Below are 19,158 nucleotides of genomic sequence, written 5' to 3' on the forward strand. Positions count from 1 at the left end.
TCCCTTCCGCCCATGGCGCTCGGGCATGCGTTATCGATCGGCGTGGTGGCCGGTCTCGTGCTCGCCACGGGCTTTGTCTTTGACGGCCACGCAATCCGCATCGCCAGCGGTGCCTTGCTGATTGCGTGGGCCGCCTATCACGTCAAGTACGGCCACCGGCACCGCGTGCGGGTTGGCATGACCACGGGGTTCGTCGGGCTCGTCGTATGGTCGTTCCTGATGGCGACCGCACACGGCGCAGGACTGATGCTCATCCCTGTCCTGATTCCGCTATGCAGTGCGATGCCGGTTCATTCATCCGGCCCATTGATCGTTTCCATTGCAGCGGTCAGCTTGCATACGTTGACCACATTGTTCGTGACCGGTGCCATCGCGCTGCTGGTTTATGACTGGCTCGGCGTTGGCGTGCTCAGACGCGGCTGGATCAATTTCGACAGGCTCTGGACTGCCGGGCTCGTGGGCACGGGCGTATTGTTGATCGCGACCGCCTGACGCGGCAGTGCTCAGCCAGTGGGTTATATTGGCTCTTGCTTTTGAAGAACCAAAGTTCACGGAGTACCAATAATGATCATCGAAGAAAACAATCAGCTCATGCTAAGGCCGCTCGAGCGCACCGACCTGCACTTCGTACACGGCCTGAATAACAACGCGAAGATCATGCGTTACTGGTTCGAAGAACCGTACGAAACTTTCTCCGAACTCTCGCAGCTTTACGACCGTCACGTGCACGACCTGCGCGAACGCCGCTTTGTTGCCGTCGATAAATCCGGCGAACCCATCGGCCTTGCGGAACTGATCGAACTCGACTATATCCACCGCCGTGGCGAGTTTCAGATCATCATCGCGCCAAGTGCGCAAGGCCAGGGATATGCAACGAGCGCAACGCTGCTTGCAACGGACTATGCGTTCTCCGTGCTCAACATGCGCAAGCTTTATCTGATCGTGGATGTGTCGAATACGGCCGCGATTCACGTCTACGAAAAATGCGGATTCAAGCGGGAAGCAGAGCTTATTGAAGAGTTCTTTGGCAACGGCAGATATCACAACGCCTACCGCATGTGCATTTTTCAGCACGAATTTCTCATGCAGGCACAGGCCGGAACACGCGCCGCGAGATAGCCATTCGCGGTGGTTTGACGCACCACCGCGAAGAATCCGTGCACCGCAGATGTGAATATTAAGTATCCGCTCAAGTAACGGATCATCGAGGCCGATAAACCGCGTACAGGCGTGGCATTATTCGCGCGAGTTGCATCGCCCTTGATCCGATACGGCTGCACACCATGAAGCGGAACCTGTTCTTCCGGATGCTGGCCCGCCTGCGAGTCGGCCGAAAACTCCTGCTCATCTACCTGCTCGACCTGAGCGCGGTGGTGTTCATCAGCGGCATCCTGATTCACGAGAAGTACATCGCCATCGATTTCTCCGACAAGGAAATCGTCGGCAACGCCTATCTCCAAACCGTGCGCGATGCGCTGATCGACGTCACGCTGATCGGCGCCGGCAAACACATGACGTCGGCCCGGCTCCGACAGGACGCCGAACGCCTTGCGATTGCCGAGCAGCTTTACGGCGCGAACATGGAAAGCGCCGTACTCAACGACCATGTGCGCGACACGCTGAAGCTGCTGGCGCAGGAAACGCAACCCGATGCCGCCTCGGTCACGGATGCACTCACCGCCTGCCGCGAACTCATCACGCGCGTGGGTAACCAGTCGAACCTGATCCTCGATCCGGACCTCGACAGCTATTACGCAATGTCCCTGTCCGTGCTGCGCTACCCCGCGCTGCTCGAATCCATCAACGGCATTGGCGCGCAATTGCGCGATACGCCTGTCACGCCGTCGAAAGCCGAGCAGATGCGCACGCATTACCTCGTGCTCGAAGGGCAGCTCGACGCCGTACTGCAAGGGTTCAGATCCGATTTCGCCGAAGCCACCGCCGCCAATCACAGCCTGACGGTGGCGCTCACGCCTTCGGTCAGCAAAATGCTGGAGGCGATCGAAACCTATCGCGAAGTCGCGCGGGCCACTGTCGATTTGGGCGCGGCGGCCGACCCGGCGCTCCTCAAGTCCGCCGATGAGGCACAACAGGCCGTGGTGGGGCTCGCGCGGGATTCGTGGCGCGACACAGCTACCGAGCTCACCGGCCTGCTGCGAGCCCGCGTGAGCGGCCTGTTCTCGCGCATGTGGCTGCATCTCGGCACGGCGCTTTTCCTGCTGTGCGGCATCCTCGTGATGGTATTTTTCGTGGCGCAACAAATCTCGCGGCCGTTGCGCCAACTTGCACGCGTCATGGATACCGTCAGACGCACCGGCGATCATTCGTTGCGCGCAAGCTGGCCCAGCCAGGATGAAATCGGGCAGCTCGTGATCGGCTTCAACGAAATGCTCGAACAACTCGATCACGAGCGCGATGTTCAAAAGGAACTTGCCGCGACGGCGCGTGCATCGGAAGCGCAGCACGCGCTGGTGGAAGCCACGCCGGTGCCCATGGTCGTCACGGCGATTCCCGGCCACGAGATCCTCCACGCCAACAAGCCCGCCCTCTTCTGGCTGAACCACAGCGTTGCCGACCCATGGGCGCGCGGCCTGGACTCCGCAGTACGGGCACGCTTTTTCCAGCAGCTATCGGATCGTGGCGCTGTCGACCAGTTCGAAGTCCGCTGGCGTGCAACGGATGAACCCACGTGGGCCATGCTGTCCGCGCGGCGTCTCGTCTTCCAGGGGCAGGACGCGGTGCTCACGGCGTTCACGCCCATCGACCAGATCAAGCTCATGGAGCAGCGCCTGGAACTGTGGGCGAAGGTATTCGAGGCATCGTCGGAGGCCATTCTCATACTCGACAGCGAATACTGTCTGCTTACCGCAAACCCCTCGTTTTATCGCGCGACGGGTTACGGCGCCGACGATGTATTGCGTAAGCAACCCGAGTTCATTTCGATTGGACTGCCCGGCAGCAACGAGGGGTTGAACGTCGCCGCCGCGGTGGGACGCGCGAGCAACTGGCATGGCGAAGCGCAGGTCCGGCGCCCGCATGGCGGCGAATATCCGGCGTGGCTGATCGTGAGCGCGGTGCGCGACAAACGCGGCAACGTCTCGCATTACATCTGCACGCTGATCGATGTCACCGAGCGCAAACGCAGCGAAGCACGCATCCAGTTTCTCGCGGAGCATGACGTGCTCACCGAGCTTCCAAACCGCGCACTTTTCTCCAAGCGGCTCGACAACGAATTGCACAAGTCAGAACGCAGCGGCGGTTGCGCGGCGGTGCTGTTCATCGATTTGGACCGCTTCAAGAACATCAATGATTCGCTCGGCCATCATGTTGGCGACGGTTTGCTGCGCTCCGTATCGCGCAGGCTGCTTGCCGCGGTTCGCTCGGGCGATACAGTCAGCCGTCTTGGCGGGGACGAATTTACCGTTGCGCTCAGCGGGGTGTGCAACGCTGCGGAAGCGGCGCAGATCATCGATGAAAGGCTCATTCCGCTGTTACGCGAACCGCATCAGATCGGCGGACTTACGCTGAAGGTATCGAGCAGCATAGGCGTGGCGATGTACCCCGCCGACGGCCAGGACATCAGCACGCTGATGCAGAACGCCGATGCCGCCATGTACCAGGCCAAGGCAGACGGTCGCAACCTCGTGCGGTTCTTTTCGCCCGACATGGCGGAGCGCACGCGGATGCGTTTATCGCTCGAAACGTGCCTGCGCTCGGCGATCGAGCGCAACGAATTACGGCTCGCGTACCAGCCGTGCCTGGATGCGCAAACCGGCGCACTCGCGGGCGTCGAAGGTCTGCTCCGGTGGACCAATCCCGAGCTTGGACCGGTCGGACCCGCGCAGTTCATTCACATCGCCGAAGAGACAGGCCTGATCATCTCCATTGGCGCTTGGGTGATCGACGAAGCATGCCGCCAGATTGCGCAATGGCGCGACGAAGACTCCATGACCGTGAAGGTATCGATCAACCTCTCCGCCATCCAGCTACGCGATACAAATATTGTCGAGACCTTGCGCAATGCACTCGCGGCCCATGAGGTAGACCCTGCCTTGCTCGAACTCGAAATCACGGAAACGGTGCTGATGGATAGCGCGGAGAACTACCTCGATGCCATTACCGGACTTCGTGCGCTCGGCGTGAAACTCTCGCTCGATGACTTCGGCACGGGCTATTCGAGCCTGAGTTACCTCAATCGTTTCCCACTCGACCGCATCAAGATCGATCGCGCGTTCGTGCATGACATGCTCGATGCACCCGGCGATCTCGCCGTGATCAAATCGATCATCGGACTCGGACATGAGCTTGGATTGAAGGTCGTGGCCGAAGGTGTGGAGACCGAGCGCGAGGCGCGGATTCTGCGCGGTATCGGTTGCGACGAACTGCAAGGGTTTCTGTTTGCGCGCCCCATGGAACCCTCGCTGCTTTGGACATGGGCCGACGAACAAGCACTTGTTTGAACGTCGTCACACACGCTTGAAAGCGTTATGAAGCGCTTGCGAAATCGAATCCTACCCGTTGCAGGAGGCGTTGATTTCGCGGCGACACATTAATGAACGCGAGCTGCTTGCCGACCTTCTCGTAGCGCCGGTTCAACGCTTCAAGCGCGGCTATTGCCGAGTGATCGGCAAGATGCAAATGACCGCAATCGATGACGATCCGGCCTGGATCTTTCAGCGGATCGAACAGTTCGTGAAAGCGCGTTGTCGAAGCAAAGAACAACGTGCCGCGCAGGATGTAGGTCTTGTCGCCGGACGGGCTGGCGGTGACATCGGCATGAATGTCACGGGCGTGCTGCCACGCGAAGTTCAACGCGGCGATCACGATTCCGCAGAGCACTGCAATGGCCAGGTCCGTGAACACCGTAATGACGGTGACCGCAATGATCACGACCGCGTCGCTGCGGGGCACCTTTCCCAGGACACGCAACGATCCCCATGCGAAGGTTTGCTGCGCCACGACGAGCATCACGCCGGCCAGAGCCGCCAGCGGAATGCGCTCGATCAACGGCGACAGGAACAGGATGAACAGCAGGATCATGACGCCGCTGACCACGCCCGAAAGACGTGTACGGCCGCCTGAACTGAGGTTGATCATGGTCTGGCCGATCATTGCGCATCCACCCATTCCGCCGAAGAGACCCGACACCACGTTCGCCGCGCCAAGCGCGAGACATTCGCGGTTGGGCTGACCTTGCGTACTGGTGATTTCATCGGTGAGATTCAGCGTAAGCAGGGTTTCCAGCAAGCCGACAATCGCCATCAGCACCGCATACGGCAACACGATGCCCAACGTTTCGAGCGTCATGGGCACGGCGGGAATCTGGAACACGGGCAAGCTGCCTGCAACATGGGCCATGTCGCCTAGCGTACGCGTGGGAACGTGCAAAAGCTGGCAAAGCACGCCGATACCGACAATCGCAGCCAGTGCCGGCGGTATCGCTTTCGTCAGCCGCGGCAGCAAATAGACAATTCCAATCGTCAACGCGACGAGGCCGCACATGACATACAGCTCGGTCCCTTGCAGCCATTGCACCCTTTCGGTGGTCACATGCTTGAAGTGCTCGAGCTGCGCCATGGCAATGATGATCGCCAGCCCATTCACAAACCCCAGCATGACCGGATGCGGAACCATGCGGATCAGCTTGCCGAGCTTGAGCAAGCCGAACGTTGCCATGATCAGGCCGCTCAGCACGACCGTGGCTAACAGATACTGCGCGCCGTGCTGAACAACCAGCGCAACGATGACCACGGCCATGGAGCCCGCCGCACCGGAGATCATGCCGGGCCGTCCGCCGAACAACGCTGTGATCGTGCAGATCATGAAAGCACCGTACAGACCCATCAATGGGTTCACTTGTGCCACGAGCGCAAAGGCGATGCATTCAGGGACGAGCGCGAATGACGACGTGAGGCCTGCGAGGACGTTGCTTTTTATATCGTGGGCGAAGCGGCTTTGCCGCTGCCGAGAAGAGCCGGTTTTCATGTGGTGCGTGGATTGTGCTTGAAGCAATACAGGATCAGCGCCGGCAGATGGTGTGTGCGTTTTGACTACCGGGAGCCGTGATGACGTGTGGACAATGCCTGCGCAACTACATGGGTCTGATCAAGGGGTGACGATGTGAAGAAGATGAGGACACAACAAGCAAGGCCAAATTTTACAACACTTGAGGCAAACGCTTAAAAACGGCCTCGAGCATTGCCTTTAAAAAAACATGCGCCCTGGATCGTTTTACGCGGTATGCGAAAACGAAAACGGAGACGCCATGCCCAATCGCTATCCCATCATCTACATTCGCGGCTACGCAATGACGGTATCGGAGCGAAACGATACAGCTGCGGACCCGTTCTGCGGTTTCAACGTAGGGTCCACGCTGTATAGGGCTACGGGTGCTTCGGACAGGCAGCCCGCGAAGTTCGTGTTCGAGTCGCCGCTTGTCCGGCTTGCATCGGAATATCAGTACCAGCATGTGTATCAGGATGGATACGACATCATGGACCCGGACTGGTCGCCACCACGAGATGACAATGGCAACTCGATTCCCGGAATACCCGCTTCATCGATCATCATCTACCGGTACTACGACGACGGCTCGGCACTTCTCGGCGACGGTAAATCCAGAAAGGTCGAAGTCTATGCGCAAGGCCTGAACGACCTGTTGAAGCGCGTCAAGGAACTCGTTTTGCAGCATCGGCCAGCCGACGGCAGCCCGCCGATGACCGACAAGGACTTCAAGTATTACCTCGTGGCGCATTCCATGGGAGGTCTTGTAGCGCGTGCGTTTCTTCACAACACGAGCGAAGACTTCAGACCGATGCGCGAAGCTGCCGACAAGTTCTTTACCTTCGCCACGCCCCACAATGGAATCGATGTGCTCGGCATCAACGTGCCGTCTTGGCTCACCGCGGAACAGGCGAACACGTTCAACCGCGACGAGATGACCACGTATTTGAACCTCCAGCAGATCTCGCCGCAATTCAATGGCCGTGTCGATCTGATTCCACAAAGCGCGATGCCATCGGACCGGATCTTTTGCATGGTCGGAACGAATCGCGGCGATTACGAAGTGCTGCAAGGTGTTGTTCGCGCGTTCGTAGGCAACGGCAGCGACGGACTGGTGCGCGTGGATAACGCGTCGCTCTGGGGCGTCGATGACAACATGGCAACCCGGCAAGTCGCCACCAACTACGCGTTCCGGTCGCATTCGGGCTACTTCGGCATCGTCAATTCGGAAGAGGCGTACCAGAACCTGGTGAGGTTCTTGTTCGGCGATGTACGCGTAGAAATCTGGGCTGACATAGACAGCGTTACCTTGCCTGATGAACTGGTACCGCAGGCATCGAGTGTCACGGCGCTTTACCAGTTCGAGATGTGCGCCGCCCCAAAAGGGAAGCGCTGGTTCCTCACGCGCCGAAAGTCGGTGGAGGATTCACCCGCTGTTCGATCCCACCAGCAATTGACCGGCGCCGACGCCAACGCAAGAAAGATCTATCTGGGCAGCGTGTTTCTTTCGAAGAAGTCGCGCGTCGACCGAAGTTCGTCCACGCTTTCGTACGCAATGATTTTCGCGGCCAAGGTTCCTGACTATGAAATCGAAAAGCGCTTCTGGCCTGACGGACATTATGAAGGCGCCGACCTGTTCCAGGGCAATGCGATCGTTCGCGTCACACCACCGCCGGGCAATGCGGCGGCGAGTCCATGGACAGTGGAATACGGATGGGCGAACGGCACGACGCAGATAACTGCCATCGACTTCACGAAGGGCGTCCCACCGGATGTGATCATTCCCTTCGACAGCGCCAGTACGCCAGGGATCAAGGGCGCGCTGCGCATGGTGGTGCGGCCGTGGTGATGACGTAAAAAAGGGCAGCGTTCGCTGCCCTTCTTCTTTCACAAATAGCGCTTGTTAATAAGCGTTCGAGTGTCGAAACCCCTTGAACACCGTTGCAGCAATGATCTTCATGTCGAGCCCGAATGACCAGTTGCCGAGGTAATACAGGTCATGCGCAACGCGCCCTTCCATCTTCTCGATCCGATCGGTCTCGCCGCGAAAGCCGTTGACCTGCGCCCAGCCGGTGATGCCCGGCTTGATCCGGTATCGATGGATATAGCCCGACACGACCTTCTGGTACAGGTCGTCATGTTCCAGCGCATGTGGGCGTGGGCCGACCACCGACATTTCGCCGCGCAGCACGTTGATGAACTGCGGTAATTCGTCGAGGCTCGTGCGTCGAAGGAACGCACCTACCCGCGTGATGCGCGGATCGCCACGCGTGGCCTGCTCCACAACACCTGCTTTCTGCACATGCTGACGCATGGAGCGGAACTTGTAGATGTTGAAGACCTGACCATCGGCGCCCTTGCGGCGTTGCTTGAAGAACACAGGGCCTCGCGAACTGAGCTTCACGGCAATCGCGCACGCAATCATGATCGGCGACACAGCGAGCAAGGCACCGGCTGCGAAGATGCGGTCGAAGACCTCTTTCTGCATCAGCGCATTCGGCGGCAATGGTGAGGCAGCGAGGTTGATCGTCGGCACGCCCAGCAGGCTCGTCACGCTGCCTTCGAATAGCGAAAGCGTGCGTACGTCCGGCATGAAACGGATGTTGATGAGGTCGTCGCGGAACTCATCGACCAGTTTCAGGATCGTGCGTTCTTCCGTCAGCGGCAACGCGAGCCAGACTTCAGCCACGTTCTGCGTGCGTACATAACTGGCGAACGCCGCATGGTCGTCGAACACCGGCACGCGGGTGTTCATTTTCGTGCCGGCCTGCACGTTGAATGCAGCCGTTGCACGAAAGCCCGCGGCAGGTGCTGTATCGATCTTGCGAACGATTGCATCGCAGTGATCGCCAATGCCTGCAATAGCGACCTGCGACAAGTTCAGCCCTGCATTGCGTACGCGCCCGAGCACCGTATGCGTCACCATGCGTCCCGCGATCATCGCGGCGCCCGAAATGCCGGTCCAGTACACGAACCAGAGGCGCGACACGAAGTCGATGCGATGCAGCGAAAACATCAACGCCATGGCGCAAGCCTGCACGATGAGCCAGCTCAGCGCGACTTGTCCGGCAAGCGCGCCTTTCGAGCGCCCCCGCCATGATTCGTACACGCCGAATGCCGGAAACACGGCAAGCGAAAACGCCGCGGCAAAGGCCACGAATGCCAGATAGAAACTCCGTTGCGATACATCGTCGAAACGAATCTGTGAAGCGATGAGCGCGCCGCCCACGATCATCGAAACGTCGAACAGCCTCGCTAGTAGCTTGCTTATTCCGCGCATGTTCTTCTCCCCGAACGATTGGCTACCTGCTTAGCTGCGGCCGTACTTGTCGTCGAACCTGACGATGTCGTCTTCGCCGAGGTACGTGCCCGACTGCACCTCGATGATCTCGAGCGGCACGCGGCCCGGATTTTCCAGCCGATGCTTCACGCCGAGCGGGATATAGACCGATTCGTTTTCGCTGAGAAGAATTTCTTCTTCGCCGCGCGTGACGAGCGCCGTTCCGGTGACCACGACCCAATGTTCCGCGCGATGGTGATGCATCTGCAGCGACAGGCGAGCGCCCGGATTCACCACGATGCGTTTGACCTGGAAACGCGGACCGTTGTCGATGGAATCGTAGAAGCCCCACGGACGGCGCACTTTTCTGTGCATGTCCGCTTCGGGCGACTTCGACAGCTTGATACGCGACACAAGGCCCTTGATGTCCTGCACGCGTGACCGGTCGGCCACGAGTACGGCGTCATCCGTCTCGACCACGATGATGTTGTTCGTGCCCACGCATGCAACCAGCCTGCCGCCTTCCGAACGCGCATAGCTCGCGGTCGCGCCTTCGAACAGCACACGGCCGCTTCCCACGTTGCCGTCTTCGTCCTTCTCCAGTGCATCGCATACGGCGTCCCACGAGCCGAGATCGGACCAGCCTGCTTCGAGCGGCACGACCACGCCCTTGAACGGCGAACCGGGCTTGCCGAGGTGTTCCATCACCGCATAGTCGATGGAGTCGGATGGCGACGTTGCGAACGCCGCTGCGTTCGGGCGGAAGTATTCGTCGGTGCGCGTGGCCTCCTTGAACGACGCCACGCATGCTGCGTGCATGTCCGGCTGAAGCTGTTCGAGCGCTGCAAGCCATACCGACGCGCGCACGATAAAGATGCCGCTGTTCCACCAGTAGTTGCCCGACGCAACATATTGGCCCGCGAGTTCGGCTGCGGGCTTTTCGACAAAGCGTTCGATCATGTGCGCGCCGTGATCGAGCGAATCGCCAAGACGGATGTAGCCGAAGCCGGTGTCGGGACGTGTCGGCGGAATGCCGAGCGTGGCGATCTCGCCGGCTTGCGCATGACGTGCTGCGATATCGATCGCGCCGTGAAGCGCAGCAAGGTCGGCAATGGCGTGATCCGCCGGCATTGCAACGAGGATTGCATCGTTGCCGTCGGCGCAAGCGGTCAATGCTGCAAGCGTGAGTGCCGGAGCGGTATCGCGGCGTGCAGGCTCAACGACAATACGCGCCGTCACGCCGCTCGCACGCACTTGCTCGCCGGTTGCAAAGCGATGATCCTCACCGCAGACAATGACCGGGTCGGCAGCCACTTCCCAGCCCGCCGGAAAGCCTTTCATGCGCATCACGGTAGCCTGCAGCAAGGATTCGTTGCCGATCACGCCGATCAGTTGCTTGGGAAAATGTTCACGCGAGACGGGCCACAAACGCGTGCCGGAACCACCCGCAAGGATCACTTGTACGAGGCGGCTGCAATCTGCTGCGCCTTCCACAACTGTTGCACCTGCGGCATCTTCCGTACCCAACTTAAGCTTGTCCATTTTCAAATTCCTTGTACTTGAGCCCGTTGCCGGGCGTTTCTCTGCGCGCTCAATATTTCTGCGCGATGAAAACGCGTAAATAATTTGCCCTGCAATGTGTCGTGGATTCCATCGCGCGGACAATTCCCGTCCCGCATTGGAAAATGCGAATCAGCAGGTCATGCGTCTCCTGGCTTGATCGGCTTGGATCGTGCCGTTGTTGTCGGCTGAGCGCGCTCGCTTGATTACGTCAACGAGTGCCGTACGTGCGCGAATCGGCGTGCTGGCAATCGCAACTGCGCCGGATGCGCCTGAAACTTTTTTTGGCAGCGCGGCTTGATCATCCAATGCCACGCTTAAGGTCTAAAGAATGAACCGGAGGTTCCTTCAAACATCCTGAGTCGACTTAGGTCCTGCATCTGAGGTACGGATACACAGCAGCAAGCAACTGGCCTGAACAGCCCAAAGATGTTGTGCGACAAAGCTCTGCAGCGAAGAAGAAAACCCGGAACAACTGAATTTGCGAAGTAAGGTAGCGTTGAACGTGAAGCTTGCAAGGACCAGAAAGCAGTGATCCTCTCGCATCGGCTAGCCTGAGATAACGCATGACGTTCCTGAGCCAGCCAGGTTTCGAAAACGCGTGATCGATGACCGAATCATATGCAGAGTAAATTGCATTAGGGTTTTCCTGGCGTAAAGGGTTGAGGTTTTGGCGCGGGCCTGTGTGTCATCCTCGCGACCTTGGCCAAGGGAATTACTGGAGGGCTGCCGCAATACGTCAGCATTGCTGATAATGTGACAGTGTGTAAATAAAATACGCTCTGATTTACCTGCGTGAACCGCCATTAAGAAAACTGTATTTAAAGGCCGTACAGGTGAATACGCTTTCAAATCAACAACGTGATTACTGCAAGCATTTTGCACGATAAGCAGACGCACTCGCGTACACATTGCTAGCGTGACCTTCCTTCAATCATCAGGTCGTTGTTCTACGCCAAAACATCTGTCTTAGACGCCGCGCTCTGCATAAGAGTTGAACGTTCCTGCATTGTGGGTCTCGAACAGGTTCCGCTAAGACCCCACATTTAAATTGGCCGGTCCCACGGGTCACCCGGGACCGGTAAAATCCCGCGTGACTGCACGACGCATGCGTTGTGCGCTCTTCATATTAGTGGACCACCTTGACCTGACCTGCAGTACCGTACTGGCCGCATCTTGCCGGTCGTCAAAAGAACGGCCGTGCGCCGTCTCAACATAAGGACCCGCAATGGCTTACATAACGCTGCTGGCGTTATTTCTTACCGTCACCAATCTTGTGCCTCTCAGCGCGGTTGGCTTGCTGCCAATCTTCTTGTGCGGCTGGCGCTTCTTCGGCAGAAATTATCCGCGGTTCATCACTCCGCTTGTCGCGTTCGCTGCGCTCGCTGTGATCTCGACCTTGCTGTACGACCCGATCTCTCTCGTGACCTTCGAGTTTTACAGGCGCGATGGCAACTTCTTCATCTCCTATGCACCGATCCTTGCAGGCTGCCTCTACATTCATCGATGGGATCTGAACAAGGTCTTGCGCACGTTCTACACGTTTGCCATTGTGCTGAACGTCCCTTTGTATCTGTACTACATCACGCAAAGCGGCTTGCTGGGCATCTTCACCAATCCGGACCTGAGCTTCGGCAGCTACTTCATTGCCCGTAACGCAGCGGGCGGCTTCCTCGCCATGCTGTTCTGCCTCGGTCTCGCCTGTTATCTGCAGCAACGCAGCAAGCTGCTTCTTGGGATGCTCGGATTCAACTTGCTGATGCTCTTCTCAACCTATAGCCGGGGTTCGTTGCTGGGCGCAATGGCAGTCCTGCCTTACCTGTTCCTTGGCCGCAAGCGCTGGTGCCTGGCTACGCTCATCGTCGTACTTCTCGCCGGTTCGATTGCGATGGCAATCCACAACACCGATCCCACGGTCAACTACATGGGCTACACCTTCACCATCGCGAACTCCGATGCGAAGGTCGCCAACCTCAATATCCGCTATGAATGGCTGTGGCCGCGCGCTCTCGCTTACTTCGAGCAGAGCCCGATCATCGGATTGGGTTTTGGTTCGTTCGATGACCAGATCCATACTGTCACCTCGTACTTCGGACTAGTCGGCATTCCCTCAGGGATCACCGTCGAACATAGCGATTCACATGCTCACAACTCGTATCTGAACTTCCTCGCGGAAACTGGCATAGTCGGACTGACGCTCATGCTCGCGTTCTACTGGAGGCTTATCCAGTGGGCCAAGGACGGCGCAGCGATTTCGGCCATCGCCGAGAAAGGTGTGAATTTCACTGCCTACAGATTCGTCGAGTTGTCGGCGATCTGCCTGCTCGTGATGGCGGCGACGGAGCACCGGCTGGTGTCGCCGTCGAACGTGCTGATTCTTTCGCTCGTGGTGTCGTTGTTACTGGCATGGCGTCCGCCGGCCCGCTATTCAATGTAAGCGACGGGCCGTCCCGGAAAGAGGCGGCCCATCAATACAAGGACATTTCATTCATATGTGGCCAGTGTTCACCAAGATTGGCGATGCAGCCATGACGTTACCCGCAGCGTTCATCTGCACCGTCTGGATCGCGAGATCGGATGTACGGCTGGCATTTCGCTGGGTGCTGGCGCTCGCGCTTGGCATGGCGCTCGTTGGCGTGACGAAGATCCTTTACGCCGGCTGGGACATCTCGTTTCCCGCATTTGATTTCCGCGTGATCAGCGGACACGCCATGTTGTCGACTTCCGTGTGGACCGTGGCGTTCACGCTGCTACTAAGGAGCTGGCGCCAGCCGCCTTACATCGGCGTAGTTGCCGGACTTTTGCTGGGTGCATTGACGGGACTCGCACGCGTGCATGACCATTCGCATTCGTTATCGGAAGTGGCGATTGGATGGGCTCTGGGTGTGCTGGTTGCGGCGGCAGTCTTGCGAAGCGTCTGGCGCGTGGCAACGGAGCGTTTTAGTCCCGTCGGCGTCACAGCAGCTCTGTTGTTTGTTTCGGTGCTGACCTACGGACACACCGCGCCGTTCGAACGGCTGATCGATGCTCACTCCGCCGGCCTTCATAATCGTTTTGCGGCGAATATCGCGCGATTCTTCTAGTCGGGTGACGCCTTTGTCTGGCGTCACCCGCAGCGTCACCTGCACATCTCAGCCGTAATCCACCAGCGAATGTTCTTCGGCCGGCTTGACGTCCTTCACCGGATAGAGGAACGGCACATCCGGGCGTGCGCGCGGCAGCTTTGCATCGATGAAGTCCACCAGCTTTGCCTTGAAGTTTTCCGCCGAAAAACGTTCGGCGTTTCTTCTGCATTGCCGCGGATCGAACAGGCTTGCGTTGGCTTCGAATTGAGTGACGGCGTCCAGTAGCGACTCCGTCGTCTGCTCACGGAAGAACACGCCGGTTGGCCGTTCACGCGGAAGTCCGATCACCGATTCAAGCGCTCCGCCCTTGCCATACGCAATGACAGGCGTCCCGCAAGCCTGCGCTTCCACAATCGAAATGCCGAAATCTTCTTCCGCGGCAAAGACAAACGCACGTGCGCGGCGCAAATGATCGAGCAGAACTTCGAACGACTGATAGCCCAGGATGGTGACATTGTCCCCGGCAACCGCGCGGATACGTTTCATCTCGGGACCATCGCCAATCACAACGAGTTTGCGCTCCGGCGTCTGCGAAAACGCTTTTACGATCAGGTCGATGCGCTTGTACGGAACCATGCGCGACGCCGTCACATAGAAGTCATCCTTCTCCGTGCACAAGGTCATGCCCTTGAAGTCGACCGGCGGATAAAGCACCGTTGCATCGCGCTGATACGCCTTCTTGATGCGCCTTGCGATGAATTGCGAGTTCGCCAGGAGGTGGTCCACGCCGTTGGCCGAGCGCGCATCCCAACCGCGAATGTAGTGCAACAGAAGTCGCGCCATCACCGACTTCAAACCATTTGCCAAGCCTGATTCGCGTAGATATTGATGCTGGAGATCCCACGCGTAGCGAATCGGCGAATGCACATAGCTGACATGCATCTGATCAGGGCCTGTCAGAACCCCTTTGGCAACCGCGTGCGAACTCGAGATGACGAGATCGTAGCCGGACAAATCGAGTTGTTCGATGGCAAGCGGCATGAGCGGCAAATATCCGCGATACCGCTTCTTCGCAAACGGCAGCTTCTGTATGAACGATGTGTTGACCGACTTCCCTCTAAGGCATGCGCGATCTTTCAGGAAGTCGACGAGCGCGAACACATCGGCTTGCGGATAGCATTCAATAATGTGCTGGAGCACTTTTTCAGCGCCACCCGACACCACCAGCCAGTCGTGAACAATAGCAACTTTCACTTCTACCTCCTGTACGTTTAAGGCCGAAAGCGCCCTTGGATGCGCCGCTGTTTCTGGGTCATGCAAAGCGTGACGAAGACCGGCGCCTGGCGGAGCCTCACGCCGGGCTGAAACGCAAGACGCCCGGCGCTGGATTCGAAAATGTGGTTCATTCCTTGCCGCTGACTGGCGTTCGCGGACCGAAGGCAGTACGGAACATCGCAAGGGCCCGAGCCGAGCCGGGCAACAACCCCGTCATGTCGGAACGAACCATCAGGCCCATCAGCATGACGGAAAGCGTGGCTTCACCAATCACGCGCGCAAACGCCATACCGATCGCGCCATAACGCGGTGCGAGGTAAAGCGCGGCCGCAAGATTGGCGACGCCGGATGCGAGTCCTGCGATTGCAAGCAAGCGATCCTTCTTGCGCGGCACGAATACATAGAACGCGACGAACTGATTGAAGGCAGCGAACGGGAACATGACGGCAAGGCATTGCAGCACATGGGCGCTTGGCGCGAATGCGGCGCCGAGAATCAGCGGCAGGATGAAAGGCGACAGCGTCAGCGCGCCACACATTGCAAGCAAGCCGTACCCCATCAGCAAGGTCGCACCGCGACGGCTGGTGATACGCGCACCCTCGTTATCGTTTTGTGCGAGCTGGCGCGAAATGGTTGGGATGAAAACTTGCGCTGCGGGACCCATCAGGCTCAGGCCGATCGTGGCAAAGCGTTCAGCCGCACCGAAATATCCGACCTGAGGCGGCGTGGACAGCAGCGTGAGCAGATACGTCGATGACGCCGTCAGCACCGCCGAACCCGTCGAATAGCAGAACAACATGGTCGAGCCGCGGATGAGCGGGACGATACCGTCAAGCTTGAACCGCGGGAATCCAATATGCGCAAACGTCAGGCCATATGAAATCGCGGCAGAGATCGCGCCGGCAATCAGCAAGCTTGCGACAACCCAGACTGAGTCGGCGGGACCTCGTACTATCGACAAGATCAGGACCAGGCTGAGCGCAAAGCCGACGACCTCAAGAATGATCGGCGTGCGAAAGCGCTGGCGTCCTTGAAACAACCAGCCAAGGTTCAATGCAGACACAATGCCAAGCGCGGTTGCGAGCAGGCCCATCGCGGGGCGTGCAGCCAGCGACGGCGAACAAAGCGTGGCGACGACGCCAACGGCAATGCCTATCGCGCAAGTAAAAACCCGCGCACTCGAATGCAGCGAGAAGACCGCGTTGTGATGACTTGCCTCGTGTGACTTGGCGACGTCGCGCATGCCAACAAACGTGAACCCGTAGCTCGACAGCATCCAGATCACATTCATGAGCGACATTGCGGCAAGCACGCGGCCGTATTCCGTTACGCCAAGCACGCGTCCATAGAACGGAATGACGACGATGAGGTACAAATACCTCATGACGTATCCGCCATAAACGAACACCAGGATCTTGGCGTTTTCTTTCTTGTCCATTCCGCTTCCTCTTAAGCTACGTGGTGCACAGGTTGAATCAGCGTGCAGCCACGCGACGGCGGGCCAACGGGTTCGCGATGTAGCGAACCGCGTAGTCCGACAACGGCGCATACGGCAATAGGCACAAGCTCGACAGCACGAGCGTGCCTACTTTCTTCTTAACGCCCCAAAAGGGGTTCGCCACAATCGAATGCAGGTAGCCATGCGATTCGCGCGTCATCCAGTGCCAGCGTGCAGCCAGCGGCGCGTTATAAACACCCGAACAAAAATGCGCTTTCTCGTGCGAGAAGTCGTGGAATGAAGCCGGCAATTCCACGTTCAGACGCGAGCGCGCAATTTGTTTGAGCGTCGCCCAACGCATGTTCAACGCCTTGGGCGCCTTGGTCAGGCTTTCCGAATTCGCGAACGACACGCTGGGAGCGCTCGCGTTATGTACGCGGTAAGCGCCCAACGATTTGGAAATGGTCGCAACAGGGCCGAGCAGCGCCACGCCATAGATCGCATAGAAGTCGGCGCCGTAGCGGTTGACGCTGGATTGCGGCACGGGAAAAATTTCGCGCAGCGCACTGACGCGATATGCGTTGCCCGACGCCGGCGGTGACGGATACAGCCAGCCGCGTCTAAGCAAGCTGCCGCAGTCCGCCGGCGGCTCCGAATGCGGTACGTGCGTACCCGTCAACTCGCCTTCCGAACCGATCACGTCCAGCCGGAATTGCACCTTCGTGTAGTCGCCTGCGTTAAAGGCGCGCATGACTTCCGACACGGCCGTGGGGTAAAGCAGGTCATCGGAATCGAGCAGGATGGCGTAGTCGGTTTCGATGATCTCGACCGCGGTGTTGTAAGCGGAGACCTGTCCACCGTTCTCCTTGAACACCGACTTGATGCGCGATCCATAACTCGCGATGATCGAGCGCGACCCATCGGTCGAGCCGTCGTCGATGACCACCACGCGCGTTGCCGGATAGTCCTGGCCCAGCGCCGAATCGATCGCTTGCGTAATGAAGCGCTCATAGTTGTAATTGCAGATGACGATGGTCACGTCTTTCATAATGCCTCTGTACGGGCTATTGATTCTGATCGGCACAGTCACGCGACCTGCCGCGAACTGACGACGATATACGCCAGATGTACTGGCACTTCCGGCGCTTTCTTAGGCGCTCCATTTACGTTTTGCGGGACCTTGAAGCGGATGTTCAGGGCGTTCTGGTCCCAGGTCAGCGCAACGTCGCTCGCGGGTGCCGCCTGCCCTGTAAGCGCATCGATAAACCTCACCTCTGCACGGCTCGACACCGGCGCCTTGAGACCCGGCACCGAGATCGTCCGCCAGCCGCTTGGCGCTGCGACCTGGAACACGAGGTCTTTGTCCGAATACACCGCGCCGGCGGCAACATCCGGTCCTGGCTTCAATTGCGCCGGCACGCGTTGAAGCGCGCCCGGCACTGTCCTGTTCAACACGATCAACGCACGGCCCGAAACCGTGTACGTCCGCGGGTTTCCGCGTTGTGTGAGACGGAAGGGTTCGACTCCGTCCCAGTGGAAGACCATCGATACATACTTGTCCGGGTCATCCCAGTTCCGGTCGAGCGCCCACACCGCAAAGTCGAAGAAGTACCGCGAGATGTAGTGCGGATCTTCCATGTAGCGATCGCCAATCTCCGTCTGCCAGAGGCCGCGAGCGGGACCGTTGCGCACATAGCGCTGATACAGCGGGTCGAGCTCGGCGACCTTCATGTAGTGAATGTCGATGTAGTCGACCCAGTCGAGCATGCGTGCGTTGACAACCGGACTCCTGTATTCGAGCCACTTGATGTACGTCTCGACGCCGCCCTGGTCCGGCCAGCCGCCATACACGATGAAGCAACGGTACTTGCGTATGATCCGCGCCGCCGGTATATGGATGCGTTCCACGTAGTCCTGCATGGCGCGGTCATACACGCCGTCCTTGTCGCCGTCCGCGCTCGGACCGTGCCAGAACGTCGCCTGTTTCAGGCCTCCGGACAGACGCCCCGCCGCCTCGTTCCAGATCTGGAAGTAGCGCACGTTGTAAGGTGGCGCCGAATACTTGCGAACGACTGCATCAACGTACTGCGTCCACGCATCGACATCGACGGGCGCGGATTTCGAATCGTCGGCGATCGTGGCGTTCCAGCCCGGCGTGTAGGCCAGCAGCAAGAGCGAGCGAAAGCCATTGCGGTTGTTGCTGAGAAGCACCGGCGGCAGGTTGCTGTCGTACTGCGGACCCGTCCGGTCAACACGCATTGCGTCGTGCGCTGAATCAGGCTGTCCCGGACCCGCTACGTCGCGTCCCCAGGAAATGCCCATCTGCCGCCACATTGCAACGTCTTGCGGTGCACCTGCCCATCCATTGCTTCCGATCAACTGCGTCAGCCGGCGCGTGCCGGTGTTGCCTGGACCCGTCCGGTCAACACGCATTGCGTCGTGCGCTGAATCAGGCTGTCCCGGACCCGCTACGTCGCGTCCCCAGGAAATGCCCATCTGCCGCCACATTGCAACGTCTTGCGGTGCACCTGCCCATC

General features: G+C 58.8%; 13 protein-coding genes. 6 read left to right on the forward strand and 7 right to left on the reverse strand.

The features are described 5' to 3' along the window. The 3 genes from ACRXB1_RS10925 to ACRXB1_RS10935 form a co-directional block, all read left to right on the forward strand. On the forward strand, positions 1-492 hold a 492-nt coding region (locus ACRXB1_RS10925), incomplete at its 5' end, for a hypothetical protein (RefSeq protein WP_449492004.1). A 72-nt stretch (positions 493-564) separates the two neighbouring features. Beyond that, on the forward strand, positions 565-1,119 hold the full coding sequence (speG, locus tag ACRXB1_RS10930; RefSeq protein WP_174362677.1) for a spermidine N1-acetyltransferase: 555 nt from the start codon (positions 565-567) through the stop codon (positions 1,117-1,119). 164 nt (positions 1,120-1,283) lie between these two features. Beyond that, positions 1,284-4,460: an EAL domain-containing protein gene (locus ACRXB1_RS10935; RefSeq protein WP_449492005.1), complete on the forward strand. Its 3,177-nt coding sequence runs from the start codon at positions 1,284-1,286 to the stop codon at positions 4,458-4,460. 25 nt (positions 4,461-4,485) lie between these two features. Here the strand turns inward: ACRXB1_RS10935 and ACRXB1_RS10940 are convergent, their stop codons facing one another. After that, a complete protein-coding gene (locus ACRXB1_RS10940) occupies positions 4,486-5,985 on the reverse strand; it encodes a SulP family inorganic anion transporter (protein WP_449492006.1) in 1,500 nt (499 codons plus the stop codon). 280 nt (positions 5,986-6,265) lie between these two features. On the opposite strand from ACRXB1_RS10940, the gene ACRXB1_RS10945 reads away from it, so the two are divergent. Further along, a complete protein-coding gene (locus ACRXB1_RS10945) occupies positions 6,266-7,852 on the forward strand; it encodes an esterase/lipase family protein (RefSeq protein ID WP_449492007.1) in 1,587 nt (528 codons plus the stop codon). A 54-nt stretch (positions 7,853-7,906) separates the two neighbouring features. Here the strand turns inward: ACRXB1_RS10945 and ACRXB1_RS10950 are convergent, their stop codons facing one another. Continuing rightward, a complete protein-coding gene (locus ACRXB1_RS10950; protein ID WP_062001177.1) occupies positions 7,907-9,283 on the reverse strand; it encodes an undecaprenyl-phosphate glucose phosphotransferase in 1,377 nt (458 codons plus the stop codon). A gap of 30 nt (positions 9,284-9,313) precedes the next feature. Next, a complete protein-coding gene (locus ACRXB1_RS10955; protein ID WP_174362456.1) occupies positions 9,314-10,825 on the reverse strand; it encodes a mannose-1-phosphate guanylyltransferase/mannose-6-phosphate isomerase in 1,512 nt (503 codons plus the stop codon). Between the two features lie 1,246 nt (positions 10,826-12,071). On the opposite strand from ACRXB1_RS10955, the gene ACRXB1_RS10960 reads away from it, so the two are divergent. Beyond that, positions 12,072-13,280 (forward strand): O-antigen ligase family protein, encoded by a 1,209-nt coding sequence (locus ACRXB1_RS10960; protein WP_075360099.1) that lies wholly within the window; start codon positions 12,072-12,074, stop codon positions 13,278-13,280. 55 nt (positions 13,281-13,335) lie between these two features. Next, on the forward strand, positions 13,336-13,926 hold the full coding sequence (locus ACRXB1_RS10965; RefSeq protein ID WP_449492008.1) for a phosphatase PAP2 family protein: 591 nt from the start codon (positions 13,336-13,338) through the stop codon (positions 13,924-13,926). A gap of 48 nt (positions 13,927-13,974) precedes the next feature. Here the strand turns inward: ACRXB1_RS10965 and ACRXB1_RS10970 are convergent, their stop codons facing one another. The 4 genes from ACRXB1_RS10970 to ACRXB1_RS10985 form a co-directional block, all read right to left on the reverse strand. Continuing rightward, on the reverse strand, positions 13,975-15,162 hold the full coding sequence (locus ACRXB1_RS10970) for a glycosyltransferase family 4 protein (protein ID WP_449492009.1): 1,188 nt from the start codon (positions 15,160-15,162) through the stop codon (positions 13,975-13,977). 148 nt (positions 15,163-15,310) lie between these two features. Beyond that, on the reverse strand, positions 15,311-16,621 hold the full coding sequence (locus tag ACRXB1_RS10975; RefSeq protein WP_062001183.1) for a lipopolysaccharide biosynthesis protein: 1,311 nt from the start codon (positions 16,619-16,621) through the stop codon (positions 15,311-15,313). Between the two features lie 37 nt (positions 16,622-16,658). Next, the gene (locus tag ACRXB1_RS10980; protein ID WP_062001184.1) at positions 16,659-17,669 is read right to left on the reverse strand and encodes a glycosyltransferase family 2 protein; all 1,011 of its coding nucleotides are present in this window, start codon (positions 17,667-17,669) and stop codon (positions 16,659-16,661) included. A gap of 38 nt (positions 17,670-17,707) precedes the next feature. Next, positions 17,708-19,054 carry a hypothetical protein gene (locus ACRXB1_RS10985; protein ID WP_449492010.1) on the reverse strand — a complete coding sequence of 449 codons (1,347 nt, stop codon included), beginning with the start codon at positions 19,052-19,054 and terminating at the stop codon, positions 17,708-17,710. Between the last annotated feature and the right edge of the window lie 104 nt (positions 19,055-19,158).

The organism is Caballeronia sp. M23-90 (assembly GCF_053574605.1).

Bases quoted from the DNA above. Each gene is read 5' to 3' on its own strand.
- ACRXB1_RS10955 (WP_174362456.1), bottom strand. From the start codon at position 10,825: ATGGACAAGCTTAAGTTGGGTACGGAAGATGCCGCAGGTGCAACAGTT.
- ACRXB1_RS10935 (WP_449492005.1), top strand. From the start codon at position 1,284: ATGAAGCGGAACCTGTTCTTCCGGATGCTGGCCCGCCTGCGAGTCGGC.
- ACRXB1_RS10965 (WP_449492008.1), top strand. From the start codon at position 13,336: ATGTGGCCAGTGTTCACCAAGATTGGCGATGCAGCCATGACGTTACCC.
- ACRXB1_RS10980 (WP_062001184.1), bottom strand. From the start codon at position 17,669: ATGAAAGACGTGACCATCGTCATCTGCAATTACAACTATGAGCGCTTC.
- ACRXB1_RS10945 (WP_449492007.1), top strand. From the start codon at position 6,266: ATGCCCAATCGCTATCCCATCATCTACATTCGCGGCTACGCAATGACG.
- speG (WP_174362677.1), top strand. From the start codon at position 565: ATGATCATCGAAGAAAACAATCAGCTCATGCTAAGGCCGCTCGAGCGC.
- ACRXB1_RS10975 (WP_062001183.1), bottom strand. From the start codon at position 16,621: ATGGACAAGAAAGAAAACGCCAAGATCCTGGTGTTCGTTTATGGCGGA.
- ACRXB1_RS10960 (WP_075360099.1), top strand. From the start codon at position 12,072: ATGGCTTACATAACGCTGCTGGCGTTATTTCTTACCGTCACCAATCTT.
- ACRXB1_RS10985 (WP_449492010.1), bottom strand. From the start codon at position 19,054: ATGCGTGTTGACCGGACGGGTCCAGGCAACACCGGCACGCGCCGGCTG.
- ACRXB1_RS10940 (WP_449492006.1), bottom strand. From the start codon at position 5,985: ATGAAAACCGGCTCTTCTCGGCAGCGGCAAAGCCGCTTCGCCCACGAT.
- ACRXB1_RS10950 (WP_062001177.1), bottom strand. From the start codon at position 9,283: ATGCGCGGAATAAGCAAGCTACTAGCGAGGCTGTTCGACGTTTCGATG.